The following is a 15,272-nucleotide window of genomic DNA, read 5'->3' as shown; positions in this document are numbered from 1 at the left end:
CAAGGAACGGCCGCTTCCTTTGTACTCACCCTCTCGGGCTTTCCTCCGGGCGCTTCCCTTCGGTCTTGCGTTTCCGACTCTATCAGATCCTTTTCCGATCCGATTCCCTGTCGGCGGGATTTGCCTTCCGGCCAGGACTTTCGTCCGTCGGCCTTTCGACATTCACTACGTTAGCCGATTCGCCGTCCAACTCATAATCGAGTCCGTCGGCGTCGAATTCGGGCATGCGGGCACGCCGAATTCGCCCCTGCTGAGGGGAGTCGCTAGGTAGTGGTTTGGCCGCTTCCGGCTGCTGGCGAACGCCGTACCCGGTTCAAGCGGCTCGGGCTACATTACGCATCTCGGCTGGACGAGTCAACTTCGGCGGCGCCTCGGGACATGGGCCCGATAAGGGCTGACGGTGGGGTCGTTGGCGACCCAGAAGCGCCAGGGATGCACGGCCCCTTCACCGCCGACACCGGTGCGGGGACCGTTGAGTACCTGGTCGGAGGGCACGGGCGTGCCGGTCAGTATCCGGAGGGGGGTGGTCCCGGAGGCGCACGCGTCCGTGCCGTCGAGGGAGCGGTCCACGTCCAGGGCCGAGGCCAGGCGGGCCGGGCCTTTGGCCAGTTCCTTGTCGTTCCGGGCTGAGAGTCGACGGGTGCGGGCCAGCTCGGCGCCCTCGATGATCTCGCCCGCGCGCAGCAGGACCGCGCTCGCCTTTCCCTCGGGACCGCACACGAGGTTCATGCAGAACCACATGCCGTAGGTGAAGTAGACGTACACGTGTCCGGGCGGACCGAACATCACCTCGTTGCGGGGCGTGCGGCCGCGATAGGCGTGGGAGCCGGGATCGTCCGCGCCGTCGTAGGCCTCGACCTCGGTGAGGCGGAGGGCGATCGGACCGTCCGGGGTGGAGCGGACCAGAATGCGGCCGAGGAGATCGGGGGCGACCTCGAGGACGGGCCGGTCGAAGAACTCCCTGGGCAGGGGCGTACGGTCGGGGGTCGCGATCATGCCGTCCGAGGGTACTGGAGACGCGGGGTGCGGCGGGGTGGCCGCGGCTCACCGGTCTTGCCAGGGTGAGGGAGTGGAACCGGCCACGGCCGGATCGCGTTTACAGGGATCAGGGATCCACCCGTAGTGGGCGAGAGGGAGAGACATGGCGTTCAAGAAGCTGCTCGCGAGCCTGGGGGCCGGCGGGGCTTCGGTCGAGACGGTGCTGCACGAGGTCAACGTCGTGCCGGGCGGTGTCGTCCAGGGTGAGGTGCGGATCCAGGGCGGGTCCGTGAACCAGCAGATCGAGGGGCTCTCGGTCGGGCTGCAGGCCAAGGTCGAGGTGGAGAGCGGCGACCAGGAGTACAAGCAGGACATCGAGTTCACGAAGTCGCGGCTGGGCGGTGCGTTCGAGCTGCAGGCGAACGCGGTGCACGCGGTGCAGTTCGGGCTGGAGATCCCGTGGGAGACCCCGATCACGATGATCGACGGTCAGGCGCTGCGCGGCATGAACATCGGGGTGTCGACGGAGCTGGAGATCGCGCGGGCGGTGGACTCCAGTGACCTGGACGCGGTCAACGTGCATCCGCTGCCGGCGCAGAAGGCGATCCTCGACGCGTTCATCCAGCTGGGCTTCCGGTTCAAGAACGCGGACATGGAGCGGGGCGTCATCCGGGGGACGCGGCAGAAGCTGCCGTTCTACCAGGAGATCGAGTTCTTCCCGCCCCAGCAGTACCGGGGGCTGCACCAGGTGGAGCTGAGCTTCGTGGCCGACGAGCACGCCATGGACGTGGTGCTGGAGATGGACAAGAAGCCGGGGCTGTTCAGCGAGGGCAGCGACACGTTCCGGTCGTTCCAGGTGGGGCTCAACGACTACCAGGGCACGGACTGGACGGCGTACCTCAACCAGTGGCTCTCCGAAGTGGGCAGCAAGCGCAACTGGTTCTAGGTGAGGGCCTAGGCTCGGGGTCGACTGCACGAACCGATCAGGAGGTACCGAGGTGACCGAGCTCAAGCGGCGGCCGCTCCCCCACGACTTCCATCCGCCCGTTCCCTCGTTCACGGTGACGAGTGAGGACGTCCAGGAGGGGGCGACGCTCAAGGACGCTCAGGTCCACGCGGCCGGCAACACCTCGCCGCAGCTGCGGTGGGAGGGTTTCCCGCCGGAGACCAAGAGCTTCGCCGTGACCTGCTACGACCCCGACGCCCCGACGGGCAGCGGGTTCTGGCACTGGGTGCTGTTCGACATCCCGGCTTCGGTGACGGAGCTGCCGGCGGGTGCGGGCAGCGGCAAGTTCGAGGGGCTGCCGGAGGGCGCTGTTCACGCCCGTAACGACTACGGCAGCCGGGACTTCGGCGGGGCCGCGCCGCCGCCCGGGGACGGGCCGCACCGGTACGTGTTCACCGTGTACGCCGTGGACCAGGAGAAGCTCGGCCCGGACGCGGACGCGTCGCCGGCCGTCGTGGGCTTCAACCTGCGGTTCCACACGATCGGCCGGGCCCAGCTGATCGGCGAGTACGAGGTGCCCGCCGAGGGCTGAGCCGGTCGTCCGGGCGATCCCGGAGTTCATGGAACGTTTGCCCGCTCCTGGTCTTGGAATTGATCAGGAGCGGGCATTTTTGTTGCCGGGGGTCGCGGGGGGCACCCCCCGTGGGAGCAGCAGATATTGCGTTGTCCATCCCGGCGTGCCCGGCCAGAGTTGATCCCAGCCCGCCAGGGGGTGGGCCGGTGCACACGGGAGGTGGGCTGGTATGCGGGACACGCTGGTACTCAACGCGAGCTTCGAGCCGTTGTCGACGGTGACGCTGAACCGAGCCGTCGTTCTGGTGCTTCAGGACAAGGCCGTCGTCGAGCAGGCCCACCCCGAACTGCGCATGCGGGGAGCTGCGGTGGACATACCCGCGCCCCGGGTGATCAGGCTGTGCCAGTACGTACGGGTGCCGTTCCGAAGACGAGCGCCGTGGTCGAGGCGGGGTGTGCTGGTCCGGGACCGGCACAGGTGCGCGTACTGCGGGAGGCGGGCGACGACCGTGGACCACGTGGTGCCGCGGTCGCAGGGTGGGCAGGACACGTGGCTGAACACGGTGGCCTCGTGCGCGGAGGACAACCACCGTAAGGCGAACCGGACTCCGGACGAGGCGGGGATGCCGCTGCTGCGGCAGCCGTTCGAGCCGACTCCGGCCGACGCGATGCTGCTGGCGCTGGGGCGGGACGACTTCGACGCGCTGCCGGAGTGGCTGGCCCAGCCGGCCGCCTAGCGGTCACATGCGCGGGGCCCGCTTCCTGGGAAGCGGGCCCCGCGCATGTGTGTGCCGGTCAGTCGATGGACGGCTTCTCCCGGCGTTCCTGGGCGGGGACCTGGCCCGCCGCGGCGCCGCCGTTGCCGCCGGAACCGCCGCCGATGCCGCCGAAGTTGCCCATGGCGCCGGAGAGGCCCTTGAGGGCGTCGCCGATCTCGCTGGGGACGATCCAGAGCTTGTTGGCGTCGCCCTCGGCGATCTTCGGGAGCATCTGGAGGTACTGGTAGGAGAGGAGCTTCTGGTCCGGGTCGCCGGCGTGGATGGCCTCGAAGACCGTGCGGACGGCCTGGGCCTCGCCCTCGGCGCGCAGGGCTGCCGCCTTGGCCTCACCTTCGGCGCGCAGGATCTGGGACTGCTTCTCGCCCTCGGCGCGCAGGATCTCGGACTGCCGGACACCTTCGGCCTGGAGGATCGCGGCGCGCTTGTCGCGGTCGGCGCGCATCTGCTTCTCCATCGAGTCCTGGATGGAGGTGGGCGGTTCGATGGCCTTGAGCTCGACGCGGTTGACGCGGATGCCCCACTTGCCGGTGGCCTCGTCGAGGACGCCGCGCAGGGCGGCGTTGATCTCCTCGCGGGAGGTCAGGGTCCGCTCCAGGTCCATGCCGCCGATGATGTTGCGCAGCGTGGTGACGGTGAGCTGCTCGATCGCCTGGATGTAGCTGGCGACTTCGTAGGTGGCGGCGCGGGCGTCGGTCACCTGGTAGTAGATGACGGTGTCGATGTTGACGACCAGGTTGTCCTGGGTGATCACCGGCTGGGGCGGGAACGGGACGACCTGTTCGCGCAGGTCGATGCGGTTGCGGATGGTGTCGATGAACGGGACGACGATGTTGAGGCCCGCGTTGAGCGTCCGCGTGTAGCGGCCGAAGCGCTCGACGATGGCCGCGCTGGCCTGTGGGATGACTTGGATCGTCTTGATCAGGGCGATGAAGACCAACACCACCAGAATGATCAGGACGATGATGACCGGTTCCATCGTCGTTCCCCGTGTCCCTTCTCCGCTGCGGCGTCTTCGGCAGATCTTATGGTTGTCGAAGATCTTGCTGGTCGAGTCTGACAGACCGTCGCGTAGCTGGCGAGGAGTTCACTCCAGTTACGTCGTGCGAGGTCACATGACGATCGCGGTGGCTCCCTCGATGTCCACGACGTCCACTTCCTGGCCCACCTCGTACGTACGGCCGGTGTCGAGGGCGCGGGCGGACCAGACCTCGCCGGCCAGCTTGATCCGGCCGCCGGAGGCGTCGACGCGTTCCAGGACGACGGCTTGTCTGCCTTTCAACGCGTCCACGCCGGTAACGAGTTGGGGGCGCTGGGAGCGGTGCCGGTTCGCGATGGGCCGTACGGCGGCGATGCCCGCGGTCGAGATCACGGCGAAGGCGGCGACCTGGGCGACGGCTCCGCCGCCGAAGACGCCGGTGACCACCGCCGCGGCGATGGCTCCCACCGCGAGCATGCCCAGTTCCGGCATCGCGGTGATCACGAGCGCGATACCGAGCGCCGTCGCGCCGATCAGCCACCACAGCCATGCGTCGATGTCCACGTGGTCATGGTAGGACCGGCGACCGGGTCGCCGACAGGGCGCCCGGTGTGTGAAATGCCGTTCTCGCTCGGGGACTTGCGGTGTGGGGGGCCGGGTCAGGACAGCGGGAGGCCCTGGGCGGTCCAGCGCTCGCCCACCTGTTCGACGACGAGCGGGAGGCCGAAGCACAGGGAGAGGTTGCGGGAGGTGAGTTCGAGTTCCAGCGGGCCGGCGGCGAGGACCTTGCCCTGCCGGATCATGAGCACGTGGGTGAAGCCGGGCGGGATCTCCTCGACGTGGTGGGTGACCATGAGCATCGAGGGGGCGATGGGGTCGCGGGCGAGGCGGCCGAGGCGGCGGACGAGGTCCTCGCGGCCGCCGAGGTCGAGGCCGGCGGCGGGCTCGTCGAGCAGGAGCAGCTCGGGGTCGGTCATCAGGGCGCGGGCGATGAGGGTGCGCTTGCGCTCGCCCTCGGAGAGCGTGCCGAACTTGCGGTCGAGGTACTCGCTCATGCCGAGGCGGTCGAGGAAGGCGCGGGCACGCTGCTCGTCGATCTCCTCGTAGTCCTCGTGCCAGGTGGCGGTCATGCCGTAAGCGGCGGTGAGGACCGTCTGCAGGACCGTCTGGCGCTTGGGGAGCTTCTCGGTCATGGCGATGCCGGCCATGCCGATGCGGGGGCGCAGTTCGAAGACGTCGGTGCCGGGCCGGCCGAGGGTCTCGCCGAGGATGGTGGTGGTTCCCGAGCTGGGGTAGAGGTAGGTGGAAGCGAGGTTCAGGAGGGTGGTCTTGCCGGCGCCGTTCGGGCCGAGGATGACCCAGCGCTCGCCCTCCTTGACCGACCAGGAGACCTGGTCCACCAGAGCCCGGCCCTCGCGGACCACGGATACGTCCTGAAGCTCCAGAACATCGCTCATGAGCGCGTTGTCTCCCCTTGCAGTGTGGCCGGTCTCGGCTGTCGCGTACGCCTGTGGCTCGGTCCGCCGCGCCGGTGGGCGCAGCCCTCCATGAAATCTACGCCACCGGCCGACCGGGGCATTCCCTCGGTCCGGTCCTTGGGGGGTCCTAGGGTGGGAGCATGCTCACGGAACCGCGCGCTGGACGTCTCGCAGCTTGGGGAAATGCCCTTTTGGCCGGACTTGTCTCGCCGGATGACGCCGTGCTCGCCATCGTCGGCGAGGACACGGTGCACCGGGTGGAGGGACTGCCCGGTGAGCCGGGCCAGGTCGGCCTGACACTCGCGCTGGGGCGGTTGCGGACCCTGGGCGCGACCGGGCTGCGGGTGGCGCTGCCGGCGCCGGGGCATCCGCTGGGGCTGAGCGGGCCGCCGGAGTTCAACGCGCGGGCGCTGGAGGCCGAGGAGGCGGTGGTCTGTCACGGGACCGCACTCGGGCTGGTGCCGGACGTCTACGAGGCCGGGCCCGAGGGTGTGCAGGTCGAGGTGGTGTGGCATGTGCTGCCCGTGCGGGAGGCGCCGCCGGCGGACGTGCCGTCGCTGGGCGAGGCGGAGCGGGAGCTCGCGGAGGCCCTGCGGGACGCCACCGAGGTGCTGACCCGGCTGGACGTGGCCGGGTCGGGGCCGGTGGCGGAGGCGGCGGTCGACGCGTACCGGGCCCGTGCCGAGCGGGGGCGGGAGGTGCTGGCGCCCGGGTATCCGCCGCGGGCGGTGCGGGTGCTGGAGCTGGCGCAGCGGGTGGGGGCGTTGATCGGGGTGGCCACGGAGAGCGGGTACGGGGGTGCGGTGAGCGCGGCCGAGATCTCCGCGCGGCGGGAGGCGCTGCGGCCGGTGGAGCGGACGGCTCGGCGGGCGCAGGTCGCGGCGTACAACTCCGTTGTGGAGGAGCGGGAGCGGGGGGTGCGGTGACCCGGCCCCGGGTTGTGCGGGTGCTCGGCATCGAAGCCAGGGGCGGGGCGTCGCGCAGCCCGGCGGAGCGGGGTGCGGTATCCCGGCCCCGGGGCGGTGCAGGTGCTCGGCATCGAAGCTGAGGGCGGGGCGTCGCGCAGCCCGGCGGAGCGGGGTGCGGTATGCCGGGCCCGGGGCGGTGCAGGTGCTGGGCATCGAAGCCGGGGGCGGGGCGTCGCGCAGCCCGGCGGAGCGGGGTGCCGCTGCGCCCACCCGTGCCGCCCCGAGCGGCACGCATGCCCGCAGCTGAGCGGGACGGGTGCCCGCCGCTGGCCGGAGGCTGGGTCAGCTGAGCGGGTGCCCGCCGCTGGCCGGAGCGGCTAGGCCGGCTGAACGGGACGGGGCCGGCGGCTGACCAGGAACGGCTGGCGCGGCTGAGCGAGACAGGAGCCCGCGGCCGGCCGGAACGGATGGGCGCGGCTGAAGGGGACAGGAGCCCGCGGCTGGGCGGTGCGCATGTTCGTAGTCGAGCAGGCCGGCCTCCCGGGTGGGTCCGGGAGGCCGGTGTCACCTCCGGCTCGGAGACGGAGGCGGGGCGTCAGTGGTTGACGGCCAGGTTGCCGAAGGCCGGGTTCAGGACGCCCACGACGTTCACGCTGTTGCCGGAGACGTTGACCGGGACGTGCACCGGGGCCTGGATCACGTTGCCCGAGCCGACGCCCGGGGAGCCCGCGGCCTGGCCGTCGGCGTGCGCGCTGGTGGCGGAGGCGACGCCCGCGCCCGCGGCCAGCAGGCCACCGGTCACCATCGTCACGGCCGCTGCCTTCTTCAGGTTCTTCACTTCTGAGCCCTCCTTGCGATTGCCGCGGCAGGCGCCGCAGCACGCACTGGAGAACGGCGGAGGATCATCGAGGATGCGCCGAATGGGGGACGTTCCCACGACAGTATGAATCTCTGTCCGGAACGCAACCTTCCGTGTTGCCGTGGGGTGAGCGTGTCAGCCGGTCACGCCATGGCGAACGGCCCACAGGGCGGCCTGGGTCCGGTCGGCCAGGTCGAGTTTCATGAGGATGTTCGAGACGTGGGTCTTGACGGTCTTCTCGGAGAGGACGAGCGCGCGGGCGATCTCCCGGTTGGAGCGGCCGTCCGCTATCAGGCCGAGCACCTCGCGCTCCCGCTCGGTGAGTGAACTGCCGCGGCCGGGTCCGGAGTTGGCCTCCTCCTGGGAGAGCAGGGCGCCGGCGACCTCCGGCTGGAGCAGGATGTGCCCGGCGTGCACCGAGCGGATGGCACCGGCGAGGGCGTCGGGATCGACGTCCTTGTACACGTACCCGGCGGCGCCCGCGCGCAGGGCCGGGACCACCGTGCGCTGCTCGGTGAAGCTCGTGACGACCAGCACGCGCGCGGGGTTGTCCAGCTCGCGGAGTCTGCGCAGGGCGTCGACGCCGTCCATGCCCGGCATCTTGACGTCCATGAGGATGACGTCGGGCCGCAACTCCTCGGCGCGGTCGACCCCTTCGGCGCCGTCGGCCGCCTCGCCGACGACCTCGATGTCGTCCTGCACCTCCAGGAACGTGCGCAGGCCCCGGCGGACGACCTGGTGGTCGTCGACGAGCAGGACCTTGATCGCGTCAGCCACCGGGGACCTCCATCTCGATCGTGGTGCCCTTGCCGGGCGCCGATTCCACTGTCAGCGAGCCGCCGGCGCCGCTCGCCCGGTCCCGCATCGAGACCAGGCCGAGGTGGCGCCCCGCGCGGCGGACGGCCTGCGGGTCGAAGCCGCTGCCGTCGTCCGTGACCCGCAGGACGGCGCCGCCGCCGCGGCGTTCCAGGGTCACGTCGACGTGGTTGGCGCCGGAGTGGCGCAGGGCGTTGTGCAGGGCTTCCTGGGCGACGCGCAGGACGGCCTCCTCCTGGGAGGCGGGCAGGGCCCTGACGCCGTGGCCGGTGAAGGTCACGCGGGCGCTGTGGGCGCGGTCGAGGACCTGGATCTGCGTGCGCAGCGTGGCGACCAGGCCGTCCTCGTCGAGGGCGGCCGGGCGCAGCTCGACCACGGCCGCGCGCAGTTCGTCGGCCGCCTCGGCGGCCAGGGCGGCCACCTGCTGCAGTTCGCCCTTGGCGCGGGAGGGATCGCGGTCCACCAGCCGGGCGGCCGCCTGGGCCGTCAGACGCAGCGAGAACAGCTTCTGGCTGACCGCGTCGTGCAGTTCGTGGGCCAGGCGGGAGCGTTCCTCGGCGATGGTCAGTTCGCGGCTGCGCTCGTAGAGGCGGGCGTTGGTGAGGGCGATCGCGGCGTGCTGGGCGAGGATGCCGAGCAGTTCCTCGTCGTCCCGGGTGAAGCCGCAGCTGCCCTCGGGCTTGGTGCAGTTCTTGTTCGCGAGGAACAGGGCCCCGATCACCTCGTCGCCGTCCCGGATGGGCAGGCCCAGGAAGTCGACCAGGTCGGGGTGGGCCTTGGGCCAGCCCCCGAAGCGGGGGTCCTTGCGGACGTCGGCGAGGCGCTCGGACCTGGCCTCGTGCAGCATCGCGGCGAGGATGCCGTGCTGGCGCGGGAGGGGGCCGATGGCCTTCCACTGCTCCTCGCTGACGCCGTCGACGACGAACTGGGCGAAGCCGCCGTGGTCGTCCGGCACGCCGAGCGCGGCGTACTGCGCGTCGAGCAGCTCGCGGGCCGAGGCGACGATCGTCTTGAGGACGTCGCGCACCTCGAGGTGCCTGCTCATGGCCAGCAACGCGGAACTCACCGCGGCGAGGCCGGACCGGGGGCCGTGGCTCATGTCCTCACGGTACCGGCGGGCTGTGACAGCGCGGATCGGACCGGTGGCCGCGGGTGCCCGGTCCGTGGACCTAGGTCGCGGGGCGGAGGCGCCGGGCGGGGTGGCGTAGGACCGGGGGCGGCCCGGACGTTTCCGGCGGTTGACCTAGGTCCGGGGACGGTGGGCCGGTGGTGTAGGGCGAAGGGACCCGGGGGCTTGCGGCCCGGGGCGGAGGCGGTCCGGGCGGGCCCGTTCCTACCGTGAGGGCACTTCGGTCACGACGAGGGAGTTGATCATGCCGGTTGCCATCATCACCGGGGCGTCGAAGGGTCTGGGCCGGGCGCTCGCCGAGGCCCTGGCCGGGCGGGGCTGGGATCTGGTGCTCGACGCGAGGGGTGCCGGGGCCCTGGCGGAGACGGCGGAGTCCGTCTCCGGGCACGGTACGCGGGTGACCGCCGTGCCGGGGGACGTCACGGACGCCGCCCACCGGGCGGCCCTGGTCGAGGCGGCGTGGCGGCTGGGTGGCCTCGATCTGCTGGTGCACAACGCGAGCGCGCTGGGCATCGAGCCGCTGGTGCGGCTGGAGGAGCTGCCCCTTCCGGGGCTGCGGCGGGCGCTGGAGGTGAATGTGGTGGCCGCGCTCGGCCTGGTCCAGGAGGGGCTGGCGCTGTTGCGGGCCTCCGAGGCGGGCACGGTCGTCACGGTCAGTTCGGACGCCGCGGCGGAGGCGTACGAGACCTGGGGCGGCTACGGGGCGTCCAAGGCGGCCCTGGACCAGCTGGCGGCGGTGCTCGCCGTGGAGGAGCCGGGGCTGCGGGTCTGGGCCGTGGACCCCGGGGACATGGCCACGGACCTCTACGCGGCGGCCGTGCCGGAGGACCGGGAGCCGCGGCCCGCGCCGGAGACGGTCGTGCCGGGGTTCCTGCGGCTGCTGGACGAGCGGCCGGCGAGCGGGCGGTACGCGGCCGCGGCCCTGGTGGACGGCGTCGTATGACGCTCGCGCTGCGGGTGCCCGAGGAGCTGTCAGCCCGGCTGCCGGCCGAGCAGCGAGGGCCCGGTCTGGACCGGGACGCCGTGCGGCTGCTGGTGTCGCGGGGTGCCGAGGTGGCCCATCACACGTTCGCGGAGCTGCCGCGGCTGCTGCGGGCCGGGGACCTGCTCGTGGTCAACACCTCGGCCACGCTGGCGGCGGCCGTCGACGGGTGGGCTGGGCACGCGCGCGTGGTGGTGCACTTCTCCACCCGTGGGGACGACGGCCGCTGGGCGGTGGAGCTGCGGGAGCCCGACGGGCGGGGCACCACGCGCGCGCGGGGGGAAGAGGTGGCGCGCGACGCTCCGCGCGAGGGTGGGGGCGGGCGACGGGCGGGGAGCCCCGCGGGGACGGAGGTGTTCCTGCCCGGGGGTGCGCGGCTGGTGCTGGAGGAGCCCCTGGACGGGCGGAGTGAGCGGCTGTGGTGGGCGCGGGTCTCCGGGCCGGGGATACCGGGGCTGCTGCGCGAGCACGGGCGGCCCATCCGCTACGCCTACACGGAACGGGACCAGCCGCTGTCCGTCTACCAGACGGTGTTCGCGCTGCCTTCCCCGGACGGCGCGGGCAGTGCGGAGATGCCGAGCGCGGCCCGGCCCTTCACGGCCCGGCTGGTCGCGGAGCTGGTGAGCCGGGGGGTGCAGTTCGCGCCGGTCGTGCTGCACGCGGGGGTGGCGTCGGCGGAGGCGCACGAGCCGCCCTGTCCGGAGCGGTACGCGGTGCCGGAGGCGTCGGCGCGGCTGATCAACGCGGCGAGGGCCGGCGGGGGCCGGGTGGTGGCGGTCGGGACGACGGCGGTGCGGGCCGTGGAGTCGGCGGTCGGTGCCGACGGGGCGGTACGCGCGCGTGCGGGGTGGACGGATCTGGTCGTCACGCCGGAGCGGGGGGTGCGGGTGGTGGACGGGCTGCTGACCGGGCTGCACGAGCCGGAGGCCTCGCATCTGCTGATGCTGGAGGCGGTCGCGGGGCGGGAGGCGGTCCAGCGGGGGTACGAGGCGGCGCTGCAAGGCCGCTACCTGTGGCACGAGTTCGGCGACGTGCACCTCGTGCTGCCCTGAGAGGGCCTCACCCAGAGCATCGCTCGTGCAACGGGCGGTGAGAAGGCGTGGCGCCCCATGTGAGCCCGCGCATAGGGCGCACGTCACGTACGAAAGTGCATAGGAGACAAAGTCGCCCCTATTGAGCGGCGCGGATAGTCCAATCTGCCCGCTTTTGCCCCTCCCTGATCCACTATCTTCTTTCGTACGTCACACCTTTGCCACGTCATTTTGCGGCCGCTAAGAATGGCTGTCGTCGCTCAGCGCCGTGGGCTCTGCCCCGCGGCGTTCGTGTCGGAAACACACCGAGTCCAACGCCGGACGCCGAGCGACTCCCGCGCTATTCGAAGAGGTCCACTCAGCATGCCCAAGAACATCTTCAGCCGTGTTCAGAGTCGTAGCCTGACCCGTCACCACAAGATCGCCATGGCCGGTGTCGCCACCCTCGGTGCCGCCGCCATCGGGTTCTCCGCGGTGCCGAGCGGGGCGTCGACGACGACCACGACCGAGGCCGCTCAGCCGGCTGCGGTGGCGTTCAGCAACGAGCAGATCAAGGACGTCAAGGCGAGCGTCACCGACCAGATGGCCGGTGCCAGCGTGAAGGCGGAGCAGATAGCGGCCAAGAAGAAGGCCGAGGCCGCTGCCGCCGCCAAGAAGAAGGCCGCCGCCGAGGCGGCGAAGAAGAAGGCCGAGGCCGAGCGCCAGGCCAAGGAGGCCGCGAGCCGCGCCGCCAAGCGCGCCGAGGCGAAGAAGGCCGCCAAGAAGAGCTACCCGAACAACCTGGACGGCTGGATCCGCGAGTCGCTCGACGTCATGAAGAAGCACGGCATCCCCGGCTCCTACGAGGGCATCAAGCGGAACATCATCCGGGAGTCCTCGGGCAACCCGCGGGCGATCAACAACTGGGACATCAACGCCATCAACGGCATCCCGTCGAAGGGCCTGCTCCAGGTCATCCCCCCGACCTTCAAGCACTGGCACGTCCCCGGCACCTCCTGGGACATCTACGACCCGGTAGCCAACATCACCGCCGCCTGCAACTACGCGGCCGACAAGTACGGCTCGATGGACAACGTCAACAGCGCGTACTGAGGCTGGCGCGGACCTCTCTGCTTCGCTGAACGAACGCCGAAGGGCGGCACCCTCCTGACGGGGTGCCGCCCTTCGGACGCGGTGCGCAGGCGACTACTTGCGCATGACCTCGGGCTCGTGGCGGCGCAGGAAGCGGGCCACGAAGAAGCCGCAGATCACGCCGAGCGCCAGCAGCGCGCTCATGTCCATGACCCAGGCCCCGACCGTGTGCTCCCACAGCGGGTCGGTGTCCCCGGCCGTCTCCGGCGGGCTGATCTTGTTGAAGTCCAGCGTGGCGCCGGCGGCCGCGACCGCCCAGCGCGACGGCATCAGGAACGAGAACTGGTTGACGCCGATCGAGCCGTGCAGCGTGAACAGGCAGCCGGTGAAGACGACCTGGATGATCGCGAACATCACCAGCAGCGGCATGGTCTTCTCGGCGGTCTTCACCAGCGACGAGATGATCAGGCCGAACATCATCGACGTGAAGCCCAGCGCCATGATCGGGATGGAGAGCTCGACGAGGGTGGCGCCGCCGAGGATCAGCCCCTCCTCCGGGATCTCCCGGCTGGAGAAACCGATGACGCCGACCAGCAGGCCCTGCAGCACGGTGATCATGCCGAGCACGAACACCTTCGACATCAGGTACGCCGAGCGGGACAGGCCGGTGGCGCGCTCCCGCTCGTAGATGACCCGTTCCTTGATCAGCTCGCGGACCGAGTTGGCGGCGCCGGCGAAGCAGGCGCCGACCGCGAGGATCAGCAGGACCGTGGTGGCCGTGCCGTTCGGGATGATCCGGCCGGTCTGCGGGTTGGCCGGGTTCGGCAGCAGGCCCCTGTCCGCGTCGATGAGCAGGCTCACCGCGCCGAGCACGGCCGGCAGGATCACCATCAGCGCCAGGAAGCCCTTGTCGGACGCGATCACCGAGACATAACGCCGGACGAGCGTGACGAACTGGGACATCCAGCCCTGCGGCTTCGGCGGCTTCATCGCCTGCATCTGCGGAACCTGTACGGACTGCGGCGCCACCGCGTCCAGGTCCGCGGCGTACATCTGGTAGTGCTGCGAGCCCTTCCAGCGGCCCGCCCAGTCGTAGTCGCGGTAGTTCTCGAAGGCGGAGAAGACGTCGGCCCAGGTGTCGTAGCCGAAGAAGTTCAGCGCCTCCTCCGGCGGGCCGAAGTAGGCCACCGAACCGCCGGGCGCCATCACCAGGAGCTTGTCGCACAGGGCCAGCTCCGCCACGGAGTGGGTGACGACGAGGACCGTGCGGCCGTCGTCGGCGAGACCGCGCAGCAACTGCATGACGTCGCGGTCCATGCCCGGGTCGAGGCCCGAGGTCGGCTCGTCCAGGAAGATCAGCGACGGCTTGGTCAGCAGCTCCAGGGCGACCGAGACGCGCTTGCGCTGGCCGCCGGAGAGGGAGGTGACCTTCTTGTCCTTGTGGATGTCGAGCTTGAGCTCGCGCAGCACCTCGTCGATCCGGGCCTCGCGCTCGGCCGCCGTGGTGTCGGCGGGGAAGCGCAGCTTGGCCGCGTACTTGAGGGCCTTCTTGACGGTCAGCTCCTTGTGCAGGATGTCGTCCTGCGGGACCAGACCGATGCGCTGGCGCAGCTCGGCGAACTGCTTGTAGAGGTTCCGGTTGTCGTAGAGGACCTCGCCCTGGTTGGCGGGCCGGTAGCCGGTGAGCGCCTTGAGCAGGGTGGACTTGCCGGAGCCGGACGGGCCGATGACCGCGATCAGCGACTTCTCCGGGACGCCGAAGGAGACGTCCTTCAGGATCTGCTTGCCGCCGTCGACCGTGACGGTCAGGTGGCGGGCGGAGAAGGACACCTCGCCGGTGTCGACGAACTCCTCCAGCCGGTCGCCGACGATCCGGAACGTCGAGTGGCCGACACCGACCACGTCGGTCGGGCCGAGCAGCTGCGAGCCGCCCTTGGGGATCGGCTGGCCGTTGACGTACGTGCCGTTGTGCGAGCCGAGGTCGCGGATCTCCATGCGCCCGTCGGGCGTGGCGTGGAACTCGGCGTGGTGCCGCGAGACCTGCAGGTCGGAGACGACCAGCTCGTTCTCCAGGGCACGGCCGATGCGCATCACGCGGCCGAGGGAGAACTGGTGGAACGTGGTCGGGCTGCGGTCGCCGTAGACCGGCGGTGCCCCCGCGACACCGCCGGGGCCCTGCTGCTGCGGGATGTGCGCCGCCGGCTGCTGCGGCTGCTGCCAGCCGGCCTGCGGGCCCTGCTGCTGCGGCGGCTGCTGGGCGGGAGCCTGCTGCCCCCAGCCGGCGCCGGCGCCCTGCGCCGCGTACGGCTGCTGCTGGGGCTGGGCCTGCGGCGTGGCGACGGAGGCCGCGGCGCCGGACAGGTTCAGGCGCGGGCCGTCGGTCGCGTTGCCCAGGTTGACCGCCGAGCCGGGGCCGAGCTCCATCTGGTGAATGCGCTGCCCCTGCACGAACGTGCCGTTGGTGCTGCCGTGGTCCTCGATGACCCAACTGCGGCCGTTGAAGCTGACCGTGGCGTGACGCCAGGAGACCCTGGCGTCGTCGAAGACGACGTCCCCCTGCGGATCACGTCCGAGGGTGTATGCCCTGGACGGATCGAGCGTCCAGGTACGTCCGTTTGATTCCAGTACGAGTTCCGGCACTCCATGCCCCACTGAGTTGTCCCCCGAGTTATCCCCCGACATGGGGAGTCTAGGGATGTCGAACATCGGGGGGAACTATTTCAGGAGCGGCCCCCTGACCGAAAGT

The 15,272-nt window shown here is 71.1% G+C and carries 14 protein-coding genes and 1 pseudogene; 7 read left to right on the top strand and 8 right to left on the bottom strand.

Features of this window, described 5'->3' with window-relative positions; all coding sequences use genetic code 11:
- Positions 1–354: 354 nt before the first annotated feature.
- Positions 355–996, bottom strand: coding sequence for a DNA-3-methyladenine glycosylase (locus AC07DA_RS21015; protein ID WP_479129684.1), 642 nt, complete (start codon positions 994–996; stop codon positions 355–357).
- A gap of 145 nt (positions 997–1,141) precedes the next feature.
- Here AC07DA_RS21015 and AC07DA_RS21010 point away from each other — a divergent pair, with 145 nt between their 5' ends.
- From AC07DA_RS21010 to AC07DA_RS21000, 3 genes are all read left to right on the top strand, one after another.
- Entirely contained in the window at positions 1,142–1,924 is a 783-nt protein-coding gene (locus AC07DA_RS21010) for a sporulation protein (RefSeq protein ID WP_479129683.1), read from the top strand.
- Between the two features lie 52 nt (positions 1,925–1,976).
- Positions 1,977–2,516 (top strand): YbhB/YbcL family Raf kinase inhibitor-like protein, encoded by a 540-nt coding sequence (locus AC07DA_RS21005; RefSeq protein ID WP_479129682.1) that lies wholly within the window; start codon positions 1,977–1,979, stop codon positions 2,514–2,516.
- A gap of 211 nt (positions 2,517–2,727) precedes the next feature.
- On the top strand, positions 2,728–3,234 hold the full coding sequence (locus tag AC07DA_RS21000) for an HNH endonuclease (RefSeq protein ID WP_479129681.1): 507 nt from the start codon (positions 2,728–2,730) through the stop codon (positions 3,232–3,234).
- 58 nt (positions 3,235–3,292) lie between these two features.
- Here AC07DA_RS21000 and AC07DA_RS20995 read toward each other — a convergent pair whose 3' ends face one another.
- From AC07DA_RS20995 to AC07DA_RS20985, 3 genes and pseudogenes are all read right to left on the bottom strand, one after another.
- Entirely contained in the window at positions 3,293–4,252 is a 960-nt protein-coding gene (locus tag AC07DA_RS20995; protein ID WP_479129680.1) for an SPFH domain-containing protein, read from the bottom strand.
- Between the two features lie 132 nt (positions 4,253–4,384).
- On the bottom strand, positions 4,385–4,816 hold the full coding sequence (locus tag AC07DA_RS20990; RefSeq protein WP_479129679.1) for an NfeD family protein: 432 nt from the start codon (positions 4,814–4,816) through the stop codon (positions 4,385–4,387).
- Between the two features lie 362 nt (positions 4,817–5,178).
- Positions 5,179–5,709: pseudogene (locus AC07DA_RS20985) on the bottom strand (ABC transporter ATP-binding protein); the annotation flags it as partial.
- Between the two features lie 161 nt (positions 5,710–5,870).
- Here AC07DA_RS20985 and AC07DA_RS20980 point away from each other — a divergent pair.
- Positions 5,871–6,656, top strand: coding sequence for a hypothetical protein (locus tag AC07DA_RS20980; RefSeq protein ID WP_479129678.1), 786 nt, complete (start codon positions 5,871–5,873; stop codon positions 6,654–6,656).
- 577 nt (positions 6,657–7,233) lie between these two features.
- On the opposite strand, the gene AC07DA_RS20975 is transcribed toward AC07DA_RS20980, so the two are convergent.
- The 3 genes from AC07DA_RS20975 to AC07DA_RS20965 all read right to left on the bottom strand — a co-directional run bounded on the left by AC07DA_RS20975 (position 7,234) and on the right by AC07DA_RS20965 (position 9,412).
- Entirely contained in the window at positions 7,234–7,476 is a 243-nt protein-coding gene (locus AC07DA_RS20975) for a chaplin (protein WP_383332129.1), read from the bottom strand.
- Positions 7,477–7,632: 156 nt separating this feature from the next.
- Positions 7,633–8,274, bottom strand: a complete 642-nt coding sequence (locus tag AC07DA_RS20970) for a response regulator (RefSeq protein ID WP_479129677.1) — start codon at positions 8,272–8,274, stop codon at positions 7,633–7,635.
- A complete protein-coding gene (locus tag AC07DA_RS20965) occupies positions 8,267–9,412 on the bottom strand; it encodes a GAF domain-containing sensor histidine kinase (protein WP_479129676.1) in 1,146 nt (381 codons plus the stop codon). Before AC07DA_RS20965 ends, AC07DA_RS20970 begins: the two co-directional genes overlap by 8 nt.
- 274 nt (positions 9,413–9,686) lie before the next feature.
- Between AC07DA_RS20965 and AC07DA_RS20960 the strand changes: the two genes are divergently transcribed.
- The 3 genes from AC07DA_RS20960 to AC07DA_RS20950 all read left to right on the top strand — a co-directional run bounded on the left by AC07DA_RS20960 (position 9,687) and on the right by AC07DA_RS20950 (position 12,547).
- The gene (locus AC07DA_RS20960) at positions 9,687–10,385 is read left to right on the top strand and encodes an SDR family NAD(P)-dependent oxidoreductase (protein WP_479129675.1); all 699 of its coding nucleotides are present in this window, start codon (positions 9,687–9,689) and stop codon (positions 10,383–10,385) included.
- Positions 10,382–11,476: an S-adenosylmethionine:tRNA ribosyltransferase-isomerase gene (locus AC07DA_RS20955; protein ID WP_479129674.1), complete on the top strand. Its 1,095-nt coding sequence runs from the start codon at positions 10,382–10,384 to the stop codon at positions 11,474–11,476. Before AC07DA_RS20960 ends, AC07DA_RS20955 begins: the two co-directional genes overlap by 4 nt.
- A gap of 342 nt (positions 11,477–11,818) precedes the next feature.
- Entirely contained in the window at positions 11,819–12,547 is a 729-nt protein-coding gene (locus AC07DA_RS20950; protein WP_479129673.1) for a transglycosylase SLT domain-containing protein, read from the top strand.
- Positions 12,548–12,640: 93 nt separating this feature from the next.
- Here the strand turns inward: AC07DA_RS20950 and AC07DA_RS20945 are convergent, their stop codons facing one another.
- A complete protein-coding gene (locus tag AC07DA_RS20945) occupies positions 12,641–15,166 on the bottom strand; it encodes an ABC transporter ATP-binding protein/permease (RefSeq protein WP_479129672.1) in 2,526 nt (841 codons plus the stop codon).
- Between the last annotated feature and the right edge of the window lie 106 nt (positions 15,167–15,272).

It is taken from the genome of Streptomyces sp. NPDC044921, assembly GCF_056432865.1.
This window is presented reverse-complemented; position numbering and strand designations above follow the sequence as displayed.

Coding starts and splice junctions, on each gene's coding strand:
- AC07DA_RS21015 (WP_479129684.1), bottom strand. CDS start 996: ATGATCGCGACCCCCGACCGTACGCCCCTGCCCAGGGAGTTCTTCGAC.
- AC07DA_RS21010 (WP_479129683.1), top strand. CDS start 1,142: ATGGCGTTCAAGAAGCTGCTCGCGAGCCTGGGGGCCGGCGGGGCTTCG.
- AC07DA_RS21000 (WP_479129681.1), top strand. CDS start 2,728: ATGCGGGACACGCTGGTACTCAACGCGAGCTTCGAGCCGTTGTCGACG.
- AC07DA_RS20995 (WP_479129680.1), bottom strand. CDS start 4,252: ATGGAACCGGTCATCATCGTCCTGATCATTCTGGTGGTGTTGGTCTTC.
- AC07DA_RS20980 (WP_479129678.1), top strand. CDS start 5,871: ATGCTCACGGAACCGCGCGCTGGACGTCTCGCAGCTTGGGGAAATGCC.
- AC07DA_RS20965 (WP_479129676.1), bottom strand. CDS start 9,412: ATGAGCCACGGCCCCCGGTCCGGCCTCGCCGCGGTGAGTTCCGCGTTG.
- AC07DA_RS20960 (WP_479129675.1), top strand. CDS start 9,687: ATGCCGGTTGCCATCATCACCGGGGCGTCGAAGGGTCTGGGCCGGGCG.
- AC07DA_RS20955 (WP_479129674.1), top strand. CDS start 10,382: ATGACGCTCGCGCTGCGGGTGCCCGAGGAGCTGTCAGCCCGGCTGCCG.
- AC07DA_RS20950 (WP_479129673.1), top strand. CDS start 11,819: ATGCCCAAGAACATCTTCAGCCGTGTTCAGAGTCGTAGCCTGACCCGT.